This is a genomic window from Stappia sp. (genome assembly GCF_048268045.1).
Lineage (GTDB): Bacteria > Pseudomonadota > Alphaproteobacteria > Rhizobiales > Stappiaceae > Stappia.
The window spans coordinates 520,400-536,689 of the sequence record NZ_JBLWWG010000001.1 but is presented as its reverse complement, the minus strand read 5'-3'; the positions used below and the strand labels follow the sequence as shown (position 1 = coordinate 536,689).

General features: G+C 65.0%; 18 protein-coding genes and 1 pseudogene. 7 read left to right on the top strand and 12 right to left on the bottom strand.

The window, feature by feature from the left end; translation table 11 throughout:
* Positions 1-71 precede the first annotated feature (71 nt).
* Together ACN0WF_RS02445 and lgt are read right to left on the bottom strand one after the other, a co-directional pair.
* Complete coding sequence (locus tag ACN0WF_RS02445) at positions 72-1,199, bottom strand: class I SAM-dependent methyltransferase (RefSeq protein WP_417771173.1); 1,128 nt, start codon at positions 1,197-1,199, stop codon at positions 72-74.
* A complete protein-coding gene (gene lgt / locus ACN0WF_RS02440; protein ID WP_417771172.1) occupies positions 1,200-2,033 on the bottom strand; it encodes a prolipoprotein diacylglyceryl transferase in 834 nt (277 codons plus the stop codon).
* 203 nt (positions 2,034-2,236) lie between these two features.
* Between lgt and ACN0WF_RS02435 the strand changes: the two genes are divergently transcribed.
* The 5 genes from ACN0WF_RS02435 to ACN0WF_RS02415 all read left to right on the top strand — a co-directional run bounded on the left by ACN0WF_RS02435 (position 2,237) and on the right by ACN0WF_RS02415 (position 5,671).
* Complete coding sequence (locus ACN0WF_RS02435) at positions 2,237-2,506, top strand: accessory factor UbiK family protein (protein WP_417771171.1); 270 nt, start codon at positions 2,237-2,239, stop codon at positions 2,504-2,506.
* Positions 2,507-2,920: 414 nt separating this feature from the next.
* Positions 2,921-3,421 (top strand): YbjN domain-containing protein, encoded by a 501-nt coding sequence (locus ACN0WF_RS02430; protein ID WP_417771170.1) that lies wholly within the window; start codon positions 2,921-2,923, stop codon positions 3,419-3,421.
* Positions 3,418-4,251 (top strand): pyrroline-5-carboxylate reductase, encoded by an 834-nt coding sequence (proC, locus tag ACN0WF_RS02425; protein WP_417771169.1) that lies wholly within the window; start codon positions 3,418-3,420, stop codon positions 4,249-4,251. Before ACN0WF_RS02430 ends, proC begins: the two co-directional genes overlap by 4 nt.
* 145 nt (positions 4,252-4,396) lie before the next feature.
* Entirely contained in the window at positions 4,397-5,089 is a 693-nt protein-coding gene (locus ACN0WF_RS02420; protein WP_417771168.1) for a TetR/AcrR family transcriptional regulator, read from the top strand.
* Between the two features lie 216 nt (positions 5,090-5,305).
* Positions 5,306-5,671, top strand: coding sequence for a tRNA-binding protein (locus tag ACN0WF_RS02415; RefSeq protein ID WP_417771167.1), 366 nt, complete (start codon positions 5,306-5,308; stop codon positions 5,669-5,671).
* Positions 5,672-5,713: 42 nt separating this feature from the next.
* On the opposite strand, the gene ACN0WF_RS02410 is transcribed toward ACN0WF_RS02415, so the two are convergent.
* The 3 genes from ACN0WF_RS02410 to ACN0WF_RS02400 form a co-directional block, all read right to left on the bottom strand.
* Positions 5,714-7,009: an ATP-binding protein gene (locus ACN0WF_RS02410; RefSeq protein WP_417771215.1), complete on the bottom strand. Its 1,296-nt coding sequence runs from the start codon at positions 7,007-7,009 to the stop codon at positions 5,714-5,716.
* A 128-nt stretch (positions 7,010-7,137) separates the two neighbouring features.
* Positions 7,138-7,875 carry a response regulator gene (locus tag ACN0WF_RS02405; RefSeq protein ID WP_417771166.1) on the bottom strand — a complete coding sequence of 246 codons (738 nt, stop codon included), beginning with the start codon at positions 7,873-7,875 and terminating at the stop codon, positions 7,138-7,140.
* Between the two features lie 10 nt (positions 7,876-7,885).
* Positions 7,886-8,410 carry a MarR family winged helix-turn-helix transcriptional regulator gene (locus ACN0WF_RS02400; protein ID WP_417771165.1) on the bottom strand — a complete coding sequence of 175 codons (525 nt, stop codon included), beginning with the start codon at positions 8,408-8,410 and terminating at the stop codon, positions 7,886-7,888.
* 316 nt (positions 8,411-8,726) lie between these two features.
* On the opposite strand from ACN0WF_RS02400, the gene ACN0WF_RS02395 reads away from it, so the two are divergent.
* A complete protein-coding gene (locus tag ACN0WF_RS02395; RefSeq protein ID WP_417771164.1) occupies positions 8,727-9,629 on the top strand; it encodes a branched-chain amino acid aminotransferase in 903 nt (300 codons plus the stop codon).
* 94 nt (positions 9,630-9,723) lie between these two features.
* Here the strand turns inward: ACN0WF_RS02395 and ACN0WF_RS02390 are convergent, their stop codons facing one another.
* The 4 genes from ACN0WF_RS02390 to pgsA all read right to left on the bottom strand — a co-directional run bounded on the left by ACN0WF_RS02390 (position 9,724) and on the right by pgsA (position 12,601).
* Positions 9,724-11,001 carry a multidrug effflux MFS transporter gene (locus tag ACN0WF_RS02390; RefSeq protein WP_417771163.1) on the bottom strand — a complete coding sequence of 426 codons (1,278 nt, stop codon included), beginning with the start codon at positions 10,999-11,001 and terminating at the stop codon, positions 9,724-9,726.
* Between the two features lie 251 nt (positions 11,002-11,252).
* On the bottom strand, positions 11,253-11,732 hold the full coding sequence (locus tag ACN0WF_RS02385) for a molybdenum cofactor biosynthesis protein MoaE (protein WP_417771162.1): 480 nt from the start codon (positions 11,730-11,732) through the stop codon (positions 11,253-11,255).
* A 10-nt stretch (positions 11,733-11,742) separates the two neighbouring features.
* Entirely contained in the window at positions 11,743-11,994 is a 252-nt protein-coding gene (gene moaD, locus ACN0WF_RS02380; protein WP_417771161.1) for a molybdopterin converting factor subunit 1, read from the bottom strand.
* Between the two features lie 28 nt (positions 11,995-12,022).
* Positions 12,023-12,601: a CDP-diacylglycerol--glycerol-3-phosphate 3-phosphatidyltransferase gene (gene pgsA, locus ACN0WF_RS02375; protein ID WP_417771160.1), complete on the bottom strand. Its 579-nt coding sequence runs from the start codon at positions 12,599-12,601 to the stop codon at positions 12,023-12,025.
* A gap of 224 nt (positions 12,602-12,825) precedes the next feature.
* Between pgsA and ACN0WF_RS02370 the strand changes: the two genes are divergently transcribed.
* Positions 12,826-13,533, top strand: a complete 708-nt coding sequence (locus ACN0WF_RS02370; protein WP_417771159.1) for a GNAT family N-acetyltransferase — start codon at positions 12,826-12,828, stop codon at positions 13,531-13,533.
* An 18-nt stretch (positions 13,534-13,551) separates the two neighbouring features.
* On the opposite strand, the gene ACN0WF_RS02365 is transcribed toward ACN0WF_RS02370, so the two are convergent.
* From ACN0WF_RS02365 to uvrC, 3 genes and pseudogenes are all read right to left on the bottom strand, one after another.
* Positions 13,552-13,848, bottom strand: a complete 297-nt coding sequence (locus ACN0WF_RS02365; RefSeq protein ID WP_417771158.1) for an HlyU family transcriptional regulator — start codon at positions 13,846-13,848, stop codon at positions 13,552-13,554.
* 65 nt (positions 13,849-13,913) lie between these two features.
* Positions 13,914-14,105: pseudogene (locus ACN0WF_RS02360) on the bottom strand (thymidine kinase); the annotation flags it as partial.
* Between the two features lie 194 nt (positions 14,106-14,299).
* Entirely contained in the window at positions 14,300-16,288 is a 1,989-nt protein-coding gene (uvrC, locus tag ACN0WF_RS02355) for an excinuclease ABC subunit UvrC (RefSeq protein ID WP_417771157.1), read from the bottom strand.
* Positions 16,289-16,290 lie beyond the last annotated feature (2 nt).

Here is a 16,290-nt window from a genome sequence, read left to right as displayed (position 1 = left end):
TGGGAGGTGACGGGACGGCTGTCAAACCAAGTCTGCGATCGCGTCGGCAATATGGCGAAGGCCGGAGCCGGTCAGTCCTGCCGGTCGAACGGTGGCAGGACGACGTCCTCGGCGCCAAGCGCCAGGACCTTGAAGAGACTGCCCATCTCCTCGGGCCCCGCGAGACGCTGCACCTCTCCCCTGATTCTCTCCTGCTCCTCGCCGGATTTGCCCGCACCCAACTGGCCCGCCCGTTCCAGAAGACCCATGGCAAGCAGGAACGCGCCCTGCTGCATCAGCGGATGGGCGTGCGTTCCACCGGCGCGAAAGGCGCGCGCCAGCGCCTCGAAGTTCACATGGGCGGTGAGGTCGGCGCGCCCCGGATCGTCGAGCACCGGCACATAGGCATGGTTCCTCATGGCCTGGAGCGTGTCTCCGAGCGCACTTTGTCCGTAGCCGTAGTCTATGACGAGCGCCGTCCCGCCCTGTGCGGACAGCCGCTGCCCGAGCGTTTGGGCAAGGGCGTTCGCCAGTGGTTGGGTCTCAAGGACGGCTCCGTCCCGGGGGGCGGCCGGCAGCGCCGGCAGATCGGACTTGGAAAGAAGCCCAGGGCCGAGGGCGAAACAAAGCCTGCCGTCGTCGTCGAGCGCCACGCAGCGCTCGCGCCATTGTCCGCCGACACACGCGTATTGGCGTATCGGGAGAGCGTCGAAGAATTCATTGGCGACGACGAAAAGGGGAGCGTCGTCGGGCAGCGCATCGATGCGATCGTGCCAGACGGGCGCGCGCAGCAGCTTGGGAGCACGGGTCTCCAGCGTTTCTTTCTGGACCGCGCGCAGGCGCTTGCTGGTCTCGACGAAGTGCAGCGTCAGGCCCGAGAGAAACGCCGGACGCAGGGCTGCGACGCGCAGGATGTCCCCCATCAGCGTTCCGCGCCCGGGGCCGAGCTCGACAAGATGAAAACGTTCGGGCGCGCCCGAGCGCATCCAGGCCGTGACGAGCCAGGCGCCGATCAGCTCGCCGAAGACCTGGCTGACCTCGGGCGCGGTGATGAAATCGCCTCTCGCTCCGAAGGGTTCGGCCTGCATGTAGTAGCCATGATGCGGGTCGGCGAGGCAGAGCGACATGTAGTCTGCAACCGGCATCGGGCCGTTCTGCTCGATGAGCGAGCGGATGCGGTCGAGCAGGGGCGCGTTCGCCGGGCTTGCTGCGTTGTTCATTCAGGCCGTCTCCCCGCCGCCTTTGCGCTCCTTGCGCAGGGCGCGCCAGATGGCGAAGGCTCCGGCCATGACCATCGGCAGCGACAGCAGCATTCCCATGGTAAGGCCGGGGCCGAAATAGCCGAGTTGTGCATCGGGAACGCGGTAGAGCTCCGAAAACGACCTGGCGAGGCCGTAGCCGACCGCGAAGACACCCGCGACGAGCCCCGGCCGGCGGTAGCCGCCGGCACGCGCGACAAGTGCGGTGATGACAAGCAGCGCCAGCCCCTCCAGCCCCGCCTCGTAGAGTTGGCTGGGATGACGTGGCTCCGGTCCCGCGCCCGGGAACACCATCGCCCAGGGCACGTCGGTTGGCCGACCCCAGAGCTCGCCATTGATGAAATTGGCCAGTCGGCCGAAGAGCAGGCCGATCGGGGCGACCGTGGCGGCCAGGTCGAACAGGGTCCAGAGCGAAAGCTTGCGCCGCCAGGCGAAGACCACCATCGCCGCTACGACGCCGAGGAAGCCGCCATGGAAGGACATGCCTCCGGTCCAGACCTCGAGGATCTCCAGCGGGTGGCTGAGGTAGTATCCTGGCGCGTAGAACAGCACATAACCGAGCCGTCCGCCGAGGATCGTGCCGAGCGTGGCATAGACGACGAAATCGTCGATATCGAGCAGGCTCGGGCGGGCCATGCCGGCCCAAAGGCGCTCGCTGGCGACAAGCCGGCGCATGTAGTGCCAGCCAAGCATCAGGCCGGCAATATAGGCGAGGGCGTACCAGCGAATCGCGAAGGGGCCGAATTCGATCAGAATCGGGTCGATCGCGGGAAAGGGCAGGACCAGTGTCGGCATGTCGTCTCCGGGGGGTGAGCTGGCGCGGCGCGACGTTGCCGCCGAACGCAGGGCCCCGTCAAGCAGGCGGGCGGGCGCTTTCCCGTGGGCCGCGACAATTTCGCATGGCGCGGGTGTTTTACCGCGTCGCAAACCGCATTAGGTAAGAGAGGCGCTCCGGGTTGAAAGGGGCGCGGTAAATCTTCGATGGAAGGGCTTCCAGGATGACACAGGGTCCCAATCGCGTACTCGACGATCTCGCCAAGCTTATGACGGACGCGGCGGGTGTCGCGCAGGGAGCACGGCGCGAGGTGGAAACGATGTTCCGCGCCCAGGCCGAGCGCTTTCTCGGCGACATGGATCTGGTGAAGCGCGAGGAGTTCGACGTGGTGCGCGACATGGCCGCGCGCGCGCTCGATGCGGTCGAGGCGCTGGAAGCGCGCGTGGCGGAGCTGGAAAAGGCCGCGGGCAAGGAGGCTCCGGCCGGGGAGTGACCTGGCGGGCCGGGTAAGGGCCGAGACGATCCACGGAAAATCGTGCCACCCGCCGCAGTGCGAGAGGTGTTGAGGGGGCGTTGTTTTCTCTCTTTCAAGTCCTTGAGAAATCGGCTGAATTTTCGTGGAAGTCTCGGGCTTCCGGCGGTTTCGGGCTTGAGATTTCCTGTGGTTTCGCGACTGGCGGTCCACAGTTCGAAAAGCGTAAATTTAGAGTGAACATATCATTGGGCGGAAAACTGCCTGTATACTGAGAACAAGCGAAGATTCGCGGGCGCCGCGTCCGTTTCCGGAGAAGATCATCGCGGCGGTCATCTAAGTTTCGCGAACGGCAGGCCAGCACCCTGCGGACCGACACGGCGGATGCGCGCCTGGTGCGACGGCGCGGGTTACCGCAAGCCGAGAGGAACCTTCATGAGCCTCATCGACATCGAATTCGAACGGCCCGCCAATCCAGTCGACACGATCGAGCATGTCGCGGCGATCAACGACTGGGTTTTCGAGCGTTCCTGCGACGAGGAGATCACAATCTCCGTCTCGGGAAGCTGGTGCGACTATCACATTTCCTTCTCCTGGATGGAGGATCTGGAGGCGTTGCATCTTGCCTGCGCCTTCGATCTCAAGGTCGCGGAGCCGCGGCGTACGGAAGTCGTACGCCTGCTCGCGCTTGTCAACGAGCAGCTCTGGATGGGGCATTTCGACCTCTGGAACCGCGAGGGCGTGGTCATTTTCCGGCAGTCGCTGCTGCTTGCCGGCGGAGCCGAGGCGACATCGCGCCAGATCGAGGGGCTTCTGGCGAATGCGCTTGAATCCTGCGAGCGCTACTATCAGGCCTTCCAGTTCGTCGTCTGGGCGGGCAAGTCCGCCTCTGAGGCGATCGATACGGCTCTTTTCGAAACTGCGGGTGAAGCATGAGTTTTTCGAAGGCGCGTCCCCTTGTTCTGGTCGGTGCGGGCAAGATGGGTGGCGCAATGCTCGCCGGATGGCTTGAGTCGGGTGTCGATCCCGCCGCGATCCTGGTGGTCGATCCCAATCCTTCCGACGAGCTGAAGGCGATGGCCGCGAAGAGCGGTTTTTCTCATGCCCCGGGCCTTTCCGACGGGCAGATCGCCGGTGTGATGATACTGGCGCTGAAGCCGCAGATCATGGCGGGAGCGCTGGGCGCGCTTGCCGGCGCCGTCGATGCGAACACGCTCGTCATTTCGGTTGCCGCGGGAACGCCTGCCGCCGTATTCGAGGGGGCCTTCGCGGGAGCCGCGTCCGGTACGCCGCGTGTCGTGCGCGTCATGCCGAACACGCCGTCGCAGGTCGGGCGCGGGATGAGCGTGGGTTTCGCCAATGCGCATGCCGATGCTGATGATCGCGAAACCGTCGACACCTTGATGCAGGCAATCGGCAAGACCGCATGGGTGAACGCGGAGGCCGATATCAACGCGGTGACCGCGGTCAGCGGATCCGGGCCGGCCTATGTGTTCTACCTTGTCGAGGCCCTGGCTGCCGCCGGTGTCAAGGCCGGGCTTTCGGAGGATCTCGCGATGACGCTCGCGCGTCAGACGGTGTGCGGAGCGGGCGAGCTTCTTTTCCGCTCGGACCTGCCGGCAGAGCAACTGAGGCGCAATGTCACCTCGCCCAACGGAACCACGGCGGCCGCGCTTGAGGCCCTGATGGCGCCGGACGGCATTCAGCCGGTGATGGACGCGGCGGTTGCCGCTGCGAAGCGTCGCTCGGAAGAACTCGCCGGCTGAAAGCGGGCCCGTGCGGCCCGTCTCCCTTCGCCGCGTGTTTGCTCCAGGCTCCGCTGCGCCTTGCGGTGGGGTCGCCATCCTCGCATATCGTTCCTACATGTAGGTTTGCCAGGCGGGTGCCGCCGACAGCAGACAGGAGCACGAGATGGCCAGCCAGAAGACCAGACGGAAGATCGTCGAGACCTTTCTCGAGCTTGTTGGCGAGCGTGGTTGGGGCGGCTTCGAGATGGCCGAGCTCGCCGAGCGCGCCGGCGTGAAATTGTCGGCGTTGCGTGCGGAATTTCCGGACAAGATCCACTGCTACAAGGCGTTCCTCTCCCAGGTCGACCAGACCGTTCTCGACAGCATCGATCCGTCGATGAAGGACGAGCCCGCCCGCGACCGCCTTTTCGACGTGCTGATGGCGCGCCTCGATGCGCTGGAGCCGAGCAAGCCTGCGCTGCGGGCCCTTAGCCGGGATGTACGACGCGATCCGCAGCTCGCCCTTGCTCTCAACGGCGAGAGCGCCCGCTCCCAGCGCTGGATGCTCACGGCAGCCGGAATTCCTGCAAGCGGGTTTCGCGCGCGCATGATTGCGCAAGGTCTGGTGCTTGGCTTTGCACGGGTCGTGGATGTGTGGCTCGACGATGAGGATCCGGGCCTTGCCAAGACCATGGCCGCGCTGGACAGACAACTCGACGAGGGCGAGACTTGGATCGGTCGCGCCGACAGGCTTGGATCCTTCCTGAAACCGCTGTTCAGGGCAGCTGGTGCGACACGCAGGGGCGCAACCGGCAAGGCTGAAACCTCCGCATCAGCGCCCCCGTCGTCGGATGAACCCGGTTCCGCGCCGGCCTGACCAAGGCAGGTGTCACCATTGATTTTCCACCGGTGTGGCAGGCAGGCTACATGCCGTTGGTCTAGTCTTGACGCTCCTTCGCTTCCGCCGCCCGGCGGTTGGCAATCCCGAAAAGACAAGGCAGACATGCTGGAAGACTGTCGTTCCGGAGTGCGTCCCCACCGGGGCGGGCCGGACGACGGACAGGCAGACAGATAGACAAGGCAGGAGCGCAGCATGGCAACGCATGACGCAAGCGAGGTCGCCCCGACGATTTCCTTCGACGACTTCATGAAAGTGGATGTTCGCGTCGGTCGGATTGTCGAGGCAGCGCCCTTTCCCGAAGCGCGCAAGCCGGCGTTCCGCATGATGATCGACTTCGGCCCGATCATCGGCGTCAAGAAATCCTCGGCCCAGATCACGGTGCACTATACGCCCGAGGAACTCGTCGGCCGGCGGGTGATGGCAGTGGTCAACTTCCCCCCTCGCCAGATCGGCCCGCTCATGTCCGAGGTCCTGACCCTTGGCGTTCCGGACGAAAATGGCGAGGTGGTGCTGCTGTGTCCCGACAAGGACGTGCCGGTGGGTGGGCGCCTCTTTTGAGGCGCTTTCCGCGCGGCCTGTAGGTTTCACGCCCGGCATCTTTCAGATAGGGATCCGAACCCGCGCGGACAGCCCTCCCAGCGTCGCGCTCTCGCCCAGAACGATATCACCGCCATGGGCGCGCACGACATCGCGGGCGATCGCCAGTCCCAGGCCGCTGCCTCCCGCGTCGCGGTTTCGCGCCTGGTCGAGCTGGTAGAACGGCCGAAACACGCTTTCGCGCTCTTCCTCCGGTATGCCGGGGCCGTCATCCTCGATGACGATGGTCAGCCAGCCGTCGGAATTGCGACCCTCGATATGAACGTTGTCGCCATAGCGTGCGGCATTGGTGACCAGGTTGGTGAGCGCGCGCTTGAAGGCGAGCGCCTTGACCGTGACCGTCGGCGGTCCGGTGAAGCTTGAGGAGACATTGGCCTCCAGGATCTCGGCTTCCGCCTCCAACTCCTCGAAGACGAGCGCCATGTCGGTCGGCTGGGCCTGCTCGTCGCCTTCGCCGCGGGCGAAGGCGAGATAGTCTTCCAGCATGGATTTCATCTCGTCCACGTCATGCTGGAGCGCGTTCACTTCCTCGCTTTGCGGAAACAGCGCCAGTTGCAGGCGGAAGCGCGTGAGGATTGTCCTCAGATCGTGGCTGACGCCAGCGAGCATTGCCGTGCGCTGTTCGATCTGGCGCTCGATGCGGCGGCGCATCTCGATGAAAGCCTGCGCGGCGCGGCGCACCTCGCGGGCGCCGCTTGGGCGAAAATTCTCCATCGGGCGTCCCTTGCCGAAGCTTTCGGCAGCATTCGCAAGGCGTTCCACGGGTCTTGTCTGATTGCGCAGGAACAGCAGCGCGATGATCATCAGGACAAGCGATGTCGACACCATCCAGACGATGAAGAAATGAGAGTTGGAAGCGTAGGTCTGGCTGCGTCGGGCGATCACCCTCAGGGTGTGGTCCTCGAGCAGGATGCGGATCTCGATGAAGCTCGACCGACCGACGGTGTCGATCCAGAACGGTCGTCCGATACGCTGGCTGATCTGCTGGGAAAGATAGCGGTCGACGATGTCGAAGAAGGGCTTGGGCCGAGGCGGCGGCAGCGGCTCGGGCGGCAGAACGGTGACCGCCAGGTTGAGTTGCAGGCGAGCCAGTTCGACCAGCTGCTCGATGTCCTGTTCGTCGGGATGGCGCTCTATCAGTTCCGCCAGCATGGCGATGTCGCGCACGACGGAATCCGACAGGCGCTGGGTGACGAGATTGTAGTGGCGTTCCATGAAGACGAAGGCGAGCACCGCCTGCATGATCACGAGCGGAACCACCAGGATCAGAAGCGTGCGCGGAAACAGGCCTTTCGGCATGTGCCGATAGAGCGTGTGCGCGAGCCAGCGATAGGGCAGCACGAGACTGAGCGCGAGGCGCCTTGCGGGGGCGGGAAACGCAGGAACCTTGCGGCGAAGGGCGCGCAGCCGTTCCCCGGCGAAGCGGGTCAGTCGCATACGAGACGATAGCCGATGCCGCGCACCGTCTGCAGGAAGAGCGGATTGCCGGGATCGGCCTCGATCTTGCGGCGGAGGCGGTTGATCTGCACGTCGACGGTGCGTTCGCCCAGGCCGCTGTCGCTGCCGACGATCTCCGCGCGGGGCACGGTGTCGTTCGGCTTGTCGGCGAAGATCGAGAGAATCTCCTTTTCGCGGTCGGTCAGGCGCACGGCTTCGTCGCCACGCTTGAGCTCGCGGCGGGCGGCGTCGAAGATGAAGGGGCCGAAGCGGATATCGGCGGGCGGCGGCGTGTCGGTGTCGGTGCGCCGGCGCAGGATGGCGCGGATGCGCAGCAGCAGTTCGCGCGGTTCGAAGGGCTTGACGAGATAATCGTCGGCGCCGGCCTCGAGACCGGCGATCCTGTCGGATGAATCAGAGCGCGCGGTCAGCATCAGGATCGGCACATCGCTGCGCGCGCGCAGGGCGGCAGCCAGTTCGAGACCGCTTTCACCGGGCATCATCACGTCGACGACGAGCAGATCGAAGGAAAGTCCCTCAAGCCGGCGGCGGGCCTCGGCGGCGGTTGCGGCGGTGGTTATGCGGAACCCGTGCTCGCTCAGGAAGCGGCGCAGCAGCGTCCTGATCCGCGTGTCGTCGTCAACGAGCAGCAGGTGCGCGGCATCGTCATCCGGCGCGCTGCCTTTTCGGTCGCCTTGGGCGCGGGCATCGAGTGTATCGGGGCTCAACGCGGGCTCCTCAGCTTCTCTCGATCAGTCGGGCCACGTCGGCGCGCTGGTCGGTGTCGATCATGTGAAAAAGGAACTGGCGTGCGATGCCTCGGGCCTCGGGCGCCATGTCGTCGAGAGCTCGGTGGATGCGGCGCGCCTGAAGATCCGTCAGCCGCTCCGCCAGAGCGTGACCGCGTTCGGTGGCGAAAAGAAGACGTTCCCGCCGGTCGTGCGGGCCCGGCTCCTGGAGGATGAAGTCCTCCTCGACGAGTTGCTTGAGCACGCGGGCCAGGCTCTGCTTGGTGATGCGCAGGATGCCGAGGAGATCTGAAACGCGCAGGCCGGGGTTGCGATTGACGAAATGCAGGACCCTGTGATGCGCCCGCCCGAAGCCGAATTCCGCGAGGACTGCGTCGGGATCGGAAGTGAAATCGCGATAGGCGAAGAACAGCAACTCGATCAGGTCCACGGCGCAGTCCGGTCCCGTCGGATCGGTCCCGGAGGCGGCCTTCGACGGCGGGATTCCGGGGTTTGAGAAATTTACGTCAGTCATATTGACTTATATCCGACCGATTGTTACACGTTGGAGGTCTTCTGCGAAACGATCGTACGTCATCGTCCGTCAAGCATGGTGGATGTTGTCCTTCGGCTTTGCAGAGCGTCTCATTCCCGGTCGTGACGGCCTTGTTTCAGGTGGTCCTGCCTTGCGGTTTCGACACCATACAAAGAGTTGACGAAGCGCGCAAAAGGGAGTTGCCGGGCCATGGCCCGGTCGGACGGGAAGGACATTCGGGACGTGGCGTGCGAAGGCGCCGCGCAGGCAATCGCAAGCGGGATGAAGCCCGCTGCAGATCGGGAGTTTAGACGAGATGGCGCAGATCCCTTTTGATCAACGCGACGGATACATCTGGTACGATGGTGCATTCGTGCCCTGGGCCGATGCCAAGCTGCATGTGCTGAGCCACGGCCTGCACTATGCCAGCGGCGTGTTCGAGGGCGAGCGCGCCTATGGCGGCGAGGTGTTCAAGCTTGGCGAGCACACCGACCGCCTGCATGAGTCGGCCCGCATTCTCGGCTTCGAGATTCCCTATTCGGCGCAGACCATCAACGATGCGACACGCGAACTGCTGCGCCGCGGCAATCTGGTCGATGCCTATGTGCGTCCGATCGCCTGGCGCGGCAGCGAGATGATGGGCGTGTCGGCGCAGCACAACACGATCCACCTTGCCATTGCCGCCTGGGAGTGGCCGAGCTACTTCGATCCGGCAGCGCGCCTCAAGGGCATCCGCCTCGACATGGCGCCCTACCGTCGCCCGGACCCGGCAACGGCACCCAGCCGCTCGAAGGCCGCCGGCCTCTACATGATCTGCACCATCTCCAAGCACGAGGCGGAGCGGAAGGGGTATGCCGACGCCCTGATGCTCGACTGGCGCGGCAATGTCGCCGAGGCGACCGGTGCGAATGTCTTCTTCGTGAAGGACGGCCAGCTGCACACGCCGAAGCCGGACTGTTTCCTCGACGGCATCACGCGCCGTACGGTCATCGACCTTGCCAAGCGTCGTGGCATCGAGGTGATCGAGCGGGTGATCCTGCCGGAGGAAATGGAAGGCTTCGAGGCCTGCTTCCTCACCGGAACCGCCGCCGAGGTGACGCCGGTCTCGGAGATCGGATCGTATAATTTTGCTGTCGACGCGATCACGACCGCCCTGATGGAAGACTATCAGGCGGAGGTTCAGCCGAAGGCGGAAGCGAAGCTCGCCGCCGCGGTCTGACCCAAACAGCGCTCAAGCTGAACGCGGAAGAAAAAAGGCGGTCCGAAAGGGCCGCCTTTTTTGTATGTCCTTGTTCGGATCCAGAGGCCGCCGCTCAGGCCTTGAACATCTGTCCGCGCTCGGTGATCGCAACGATGATCAAGGCTGCCACCGCGAAGACGGCGAAGCCGACTGTCAGCGGCACGACCGTGCCGTCATACTGGCTCGATACCAGGAAGCCGAGCGCGGCACCGCCGCAAGTCGTGATGAAACCGATCAGGGCGGAAGCCGTTCCGGCGACGTGGCCCTGCGGCTCCATGGCGATCGCGTTGAAGTTCGGACCGATCATGCCAAAGGCGAAAATGCCGAGCAGTAACAGGCCGGTGAACGTGAAGAGGTTCGGCCCGAAGGCCATTGCGACGATGACCTGCAACACGCAGACGACGGCATAGAAGGTCAGAGCCATGTGCGACAGCGGCTTCAGTCCGATCCGCTCCACCACCGAGGCGCTGAAGAAGGAAGACACGGCAAGCGCCAGACCGGTCATGGCAAAGACGAGGGGGAACAACTCGCCAAGGCCGAAGGCTTCGGCAAAGATCTGCTGGGCGGAAGCGATAAATGCGAAGAGTGCGCCGATGATGCAGGTGAAGGCGAGCGTATATCCCAGCGACGTACGGTTGGTCAGAACATGCGCGAATGCCGCAAACATGCCGCGCAACGAGAACGGATGCCGTTCCTCGCCCGGCAGTGTCTCGCCGAGACGCAATCCGCTCCATGCCAACAGGGCGAAGCCGCCGAAGGCGAGAAGCAGGAAGATTGCTCGCCATGGCCCGAACAGCAGAACCGCCTGTCCGGCCGAGGGAGCGAGAATGGGCACCGTCATGAACACCATCATGACCAGCGACATGATGCGTCCCATTTTGGCTCCGGAGTAGCAGTCTCGCACCATGGAGACGGCGACGACACGCGGGGCAGCGCAGCCGACTCCCTGGAGCAAGCGGCAGAACAGGAACTGCTCGTAGGTGGTGGCGAAGATCGCGAGCAGCGCTGCGGCGGCATACAGCGCGATCCCGCACAGCAACACGGATCGACGCCCGAAGCGATCAGAAAGCGGTCCGCAGATGAGCTGTGCGGCGCCAAAGCCAAGCAGATAGACGATCACCACCTTCTGGCGCTCGTTCGGATCGCCGACCAGAAAGTCGCGGGCTATCTCGCCGAGCGCGGGCAGCATGATGTCGGTTGCGAGAGCGTTCAGCGCCATTAGCGCGGCCGCAAGCGCCACGAACTCGCGGAAGGAAAGGCCGTGGCGAGGAGTTTGCCCGCCGGTGGTGGCACCGAGCATGGCACCGGCAAGCGGTGCGGCGGTGGTGGCGGGGGCAGAGGAGGGTGGCATGTCTTTTCCGAACGAATGTCGCGCTCCGCGAAACGGGTTCGAGGGGCGTGGGCACACCTTGGCGTGCGGGAAGAAGGAAGGCTGGCGCTCTGGTGCGGCAGCATTGCTGAAACGGGGCGACCCGGTGGATGCGGCGCGTGGAGGCGCGCCGGGTTGCAGATACTGCAGACCAACCAGGCAGGTCCGGAACCTTCGGTCCAAACCGTGCCGGGGTCAAGCCACTGTTTTTTGACGGTCCGGGGAGGGCCGTGTCAGAGGCGACGCCAGCGTTCCGCGTCGGCGCTGTCGGCCTCGCGCGCATCCACCCAGGCACCGGCGCTTCCGTCCCTGAGATGTTCCTTCTTCCAGAACGGGGCGCGGGTCTTGAGATAGTCCATCAGGAATTCGGCCGCTTCGAACGCCGCGCGGCGATGGCGCGAGGCTGCAACGACCAGAACGATGTTTCCACCGGGCGGAATTCGTCCGTGGCGGTGGATCGCGGTGAGACCGGCGAGCGGCCAGCGCCGGGAGGCCTCCTCGGCGATGCGCATGATCTCGGCTTCCGCCATGCCCGGATAGTGCTCGAGCTCGAGAGCCTCCAGACGCCCATCCTCGTCTCGGCAAAGGCCACTGAAGGTGACAACAGCACCGATGTTCGCGCTGGCAGCGGACAGCGCCGCGACCTCGTGTGCGGCATCGAAGTCCTCGGCCTGGATGCGCACGGTGATAGGAATGGCGGCGGGGGCGTCCATGGCGCTTTGCTCAGCCGCCGGTCATCGGCGGGAAGAACGCGATTTCGCGCACGCCGGCAATTGATGCATCGTGTTCGGCGTGCTCGTGATCGAGGGCGACGCGGATTGCGTCGCGTTCCTCAAAGGCATGCGCATGGGCTTCGTTGCGCTCGGCGAGCCAATCGATCAGCTCGCCGACCGTCCCGACACCGGCCGGAACCTCGATCGTTTCCGTCTCGAGACCGACGCGCTCTCGCACCCAGGCGAAATAGCGAAGCTGCATCCTGTCCCCCGTTTCCGTCGCGCGGTTCTCAGTCGCCCATCAGGTGGCCGATGCCCGCGCGGAAATAGTCGTATCCCGTATATAGCGTCAGAACCGCGGCAATCCAAAGGGCGGTCAGCCCGGCGATCTGCGTTCCCGGAAGAACCGCCTCGCCTGCGGGCCCGGCGAGCAGTAGCGCCATGGCGATGAGCTGCACCGTCGTCTTCCACTTGGCCAGTTTCGTCACGGGCACGCTGACGCGCAGTTCCGCCAGATATTCACGCAGGCCCGAGACGAGGATCTCCCGGCACAGGATAATGGCGGCGGCTATCATCGACCAGCCACCGATATCGCCCTTGGCGGCAAGCAGCAGCAGGCATACGGCGACCAGAAGCTTGTCGGCGATCGGGTCGAGCATCCGTCCGAGGCGTGATTGCTGCTGCCAGGCACGGGCAAGATAGCCGTCGAAGAAGTCCGTGATCGCGGCGACGATGAAGATCGCGAGCGCGGTCCAACGGGCGCCATGGCCCGGAAAATCGGGAAGCAGGCACATCATGACGGCGGGCACGGCAAGGATGCGCCCGTAGGTCAGGATGTTGGGAAGGCTCCAGACGTGGGATCGCGACATGTCTCTGACGGTCTCGCGGTTTGCCGAGCGGCACGGATGGTTGCGAACCTTCAACCATGTAGGCAGGCCGCCGTCAATCTGGCAGCGTCCGTCAGGTGGTAACCAGGGAGCCAGCCGACAGGCATTTTACCGGGCAAGTGGCACTGGCGGAGGGAAGGATGCACTGGCAAAGATCGCGAGGCGGTGCGCCGGGCAACGGTTCAATTATGCGAGAGGACTGCGAGATGAGCGAGAGGACGAACGATCTGGGCCAGCCGGTCGGCGTGGAACTGGCCGGCTGGACGGCTCGGCCGGCACCGCCGCGCACGCCGATGCAGGGCAGGCTCTGCCGTCTGGAGAGCTACGACGGCGCCCGCCACGGGCAGGATCTCTTTGCCGCCTATGCCTTGGATGCGGAGGCGCGCAACTGGACCTATCTCGGCTATGGACCGTTCGCGACGTCGGAAGAGTTCGCGCGTTTCGCCGAAGCCACCTACACCGGCGATGATCCGCTGTTTCATGCGATCATCGACAGGGAAACGGGCAGGGCGGTTGGCGTCGCCAGCTATCTGCGCATCGACCCGGCGAATGGCGTCGTCGAAGTCGGGCATATCCACTTCTCTCCGGCAATGCAGGGCACCGCACTGGCGACGGAAGCGATGTACCTGATGATGCGTCGCGTCTTCGACGAACTGGGATACCGGCGCTACGAGTGGAAATGCGATGCGCTGAACGCCCCCTCGCGCCGCGCCGCGGCGCGCCTGGGTTTCACCTACGAGGGAACCTTCCGCCAGGCGATGATCTACAAGGGGCGGAACCGGGACACCGCCTGGTTCTCGATCCTCGACGGCGAATGGCCTGCAATTCGAGACGCCTTCGAAAGCTGGCTCGATCCGGCGAATTTCGATGAGGCCGGCCGCCAGAAGCGCCGGCTCGATGCCCGCCGGGGGTGACCTGACAGGTCCTGTCGCTCAGGAGAACAGGCGGTCGCCCTGTTCGTCGATGATCTGGCGAGCCTTGCGCAACGCGAATTCGGCGGCCTGCTCCGCCGTCGGCATCAGGTCGGCGCGAATGAATGGCTGTTCGCGCATCTCGCCATCGGCTCCCGCCTTGGCGATTACGCCGGCGACCTGCCACTGCCCGTCGCGGTTCGTTGGGGCGGGGGTGATCGCAAAGCCCTTGTAGTCGGTCGCGTCGAAACGCGTACCGCCTCCGCTCTTTTCCGTTCCGCCGCCGAAGAGCCCGTCAAAGATCTTGCCGAACACCATGCTGTCCGTTCCTTCCCGTCGTTGATCCGATCGCTCGTCGCTGCTGCTGTCCCGATGGCGCTATGTCAGACTGCGGCTTCCGGCTCCGCCCGCCTGGTCTCGGCTCTGTCATGGCCGAGATCGCGCTCACGCCAGTGACGACGGCGCAGGGAAACATAGCGGTCCTCGCCGACGATCACCACCTGTTCGCCCCCGTCGATCCGGGACACCATCGTCGCCTTGCGGCCGCACCGGCAGATCGTCTTCACCTCGCGCAGTGTCGGCGATGGTTGCAAGTTGCCAGACCTGTGCCTGGTCAGGAATTAGGCCTCGACCACGGCCATGAGGTTCGTGCCGATCTTGAACAGGTCCGCCTCCGTGCCTGATCCACTGTTTTGGCTATTTCCGCCGGATTCCACTGGTAGGGGCCGGTCGGGATTTTCACAGGTTCGCCGCGCTGCGCGGCAGGCGCCTATTCGTGGAAGTGGTCATAGACCGTGCGGGCGACGGATTCCGACACGCCTTCGACGGCCATCAGGTCGGAAATGCCCGCCTTGGAAACGGCCTTTGCCGTGCCGAAGTGGCGAAGGAGCGCGCGCTTGCGCGCCGGGCCGACGCCGGCGATTTCGTCGAGCGGGCTCTTGGAGATGTCCTTCTTGCGCCGCGCCCGGTGGGTGCCGATGGCGAAGCGGTGCGCCTCGTCGCGCAGGCGCTGGACGAAATAGAGCACCGGATCGCGTTCGGGCAGCATGAAGCTGTCTTGACCCGGAATGAAGAACTTCTCGCGGCCCGCGTCGCGGTCCGGCCCCTTGGCGATGCCGACCAGCGGCACGTCGTCGATGCCCATTTCCTGAAGCGTTTCGCGAACCGCGTTGAGCTGGCCAAGACCGCCGTCGATGAAGACGAGATCCGGCCAGGCCGGCATGACGACGGGCTCGGAATTCTCCGCGCCCTCAGCTTCGGTCTCCGCGGCGATCGGTGCCCCCTCGGCACGCAGATCCGCCTCGGCGCGCGCCTTGCGCACGGAGGGGCGTTCGTCGGCGTGTTCCTTGAGGAGGCGGGAGAAGCGGCGCGTCAGAACCTCGCGCATCATGCCGTAGTCATCGCCCGGGACAAGGTCCTGGGACTTGATGTTGAACTTGCGGTACTGGCCCTTGGCGAACCCCTCGAGCCCGGCGACGATCATGCCGCCGACGGCGTTGGTGCCCATGATGTGCGAGTTGTCGTAGACTTCGATCCGGTGCGGCGTGGCGTCGAGGCCGAACACCTTGGCGACACCCTTGAGAAGACGCGCCTGGCTGCTCGTCTCGGCAAGCCGGCGCCCGAGCGCCTCGCGGGCGTTCCTGACGGCGTGTTCGATGAGTTCCTTCTTTTCGCCCCGTCGCGGCACCGAGACCTCGACCTTGTGCCCGGAGCGTTCCGTGAGGGCCGCGGCGAGCAGGTCGCGCTCCTCGATGTCATGCGACAGAAGCACGAGGCGGGGAACGGGCTTGTCGTCGTAGAACTGGGCGAGAAAGCTCTCCAGCACCTCCGCTTCCGTGAGCGAGCGGTCGGCGCGCGGGAACTGCGCGTGGTTGCCCCAGTTCTGCCCTGTGCGGAAGAAGAACACCTGGACGCAGGTCTGCCCGCCTTCCTGGTGGACGGCGAAGACATCGGCTTCTTCCACGGTCTGCGGATTGATGCCCTGGTGCGACTGGACGTGGGAGAGGGCGGCGAGCCGGTCGCGGTAGACGGCGGCACGCTCGAAGTCGAGCGTCTCCGAAGCCTGCTCCATCTGGGTCGCCAGTTCCTTCTTGATGATCTGGCTGCGTCCGGACAGGAAGGCCTTCGCCTCGGCGACGAGGCCGGCGTAGTCCTCCAGCGAGATCTCGCCCGTGCACGGCGCCGCGCAGCGCTTGATCTGGTGCAGAAGGCAGGGCCGGCTGCGATTGGCGTAGTAGCTGTCGCTGCAATTTCGGACGAGGAACGCTTTCTGAAGCGCGTTGATCGTGCCGTTGACCGCACCGGCAGAGGCGAAGGGGCCGAAATAGCTGCCCTTGCGCCGGCGGGCGCCGCGGTGCTTGACGAGCGCGGGCGCATCGTGATCGCCGGTGACGAGGATATAGGGGAAGGACTTGTCGTCGCGCAGCAGCACGTTGAAGCGCGGGCGCAGCCGCTTGATCAGGTTCGCCTCGAGCAACAGCGCTTCGGTTTCCGTGCGTGTCGTGACGAATTCCATCGAGGCGGTGGCAAGGATCATCCGCATGATGCGGTTGGATTGGCCCTGCAGCCGCGTGTAGCTGGTTACCCGCTTCTTCAGCGAGCGCGCCTTGCCCACGTAGAGAACCTCGCCATCGCCATCGAGCATGCGGTAGACGCCGGGGGCGAGCGGCAGGCGGCGGACGAAATGAGAGATCACGTCGACGCCGCGCGAGTCGGGCGCGAGCGGCGCACCGGCGCTCTCGAACACGGGGGCGGACATGT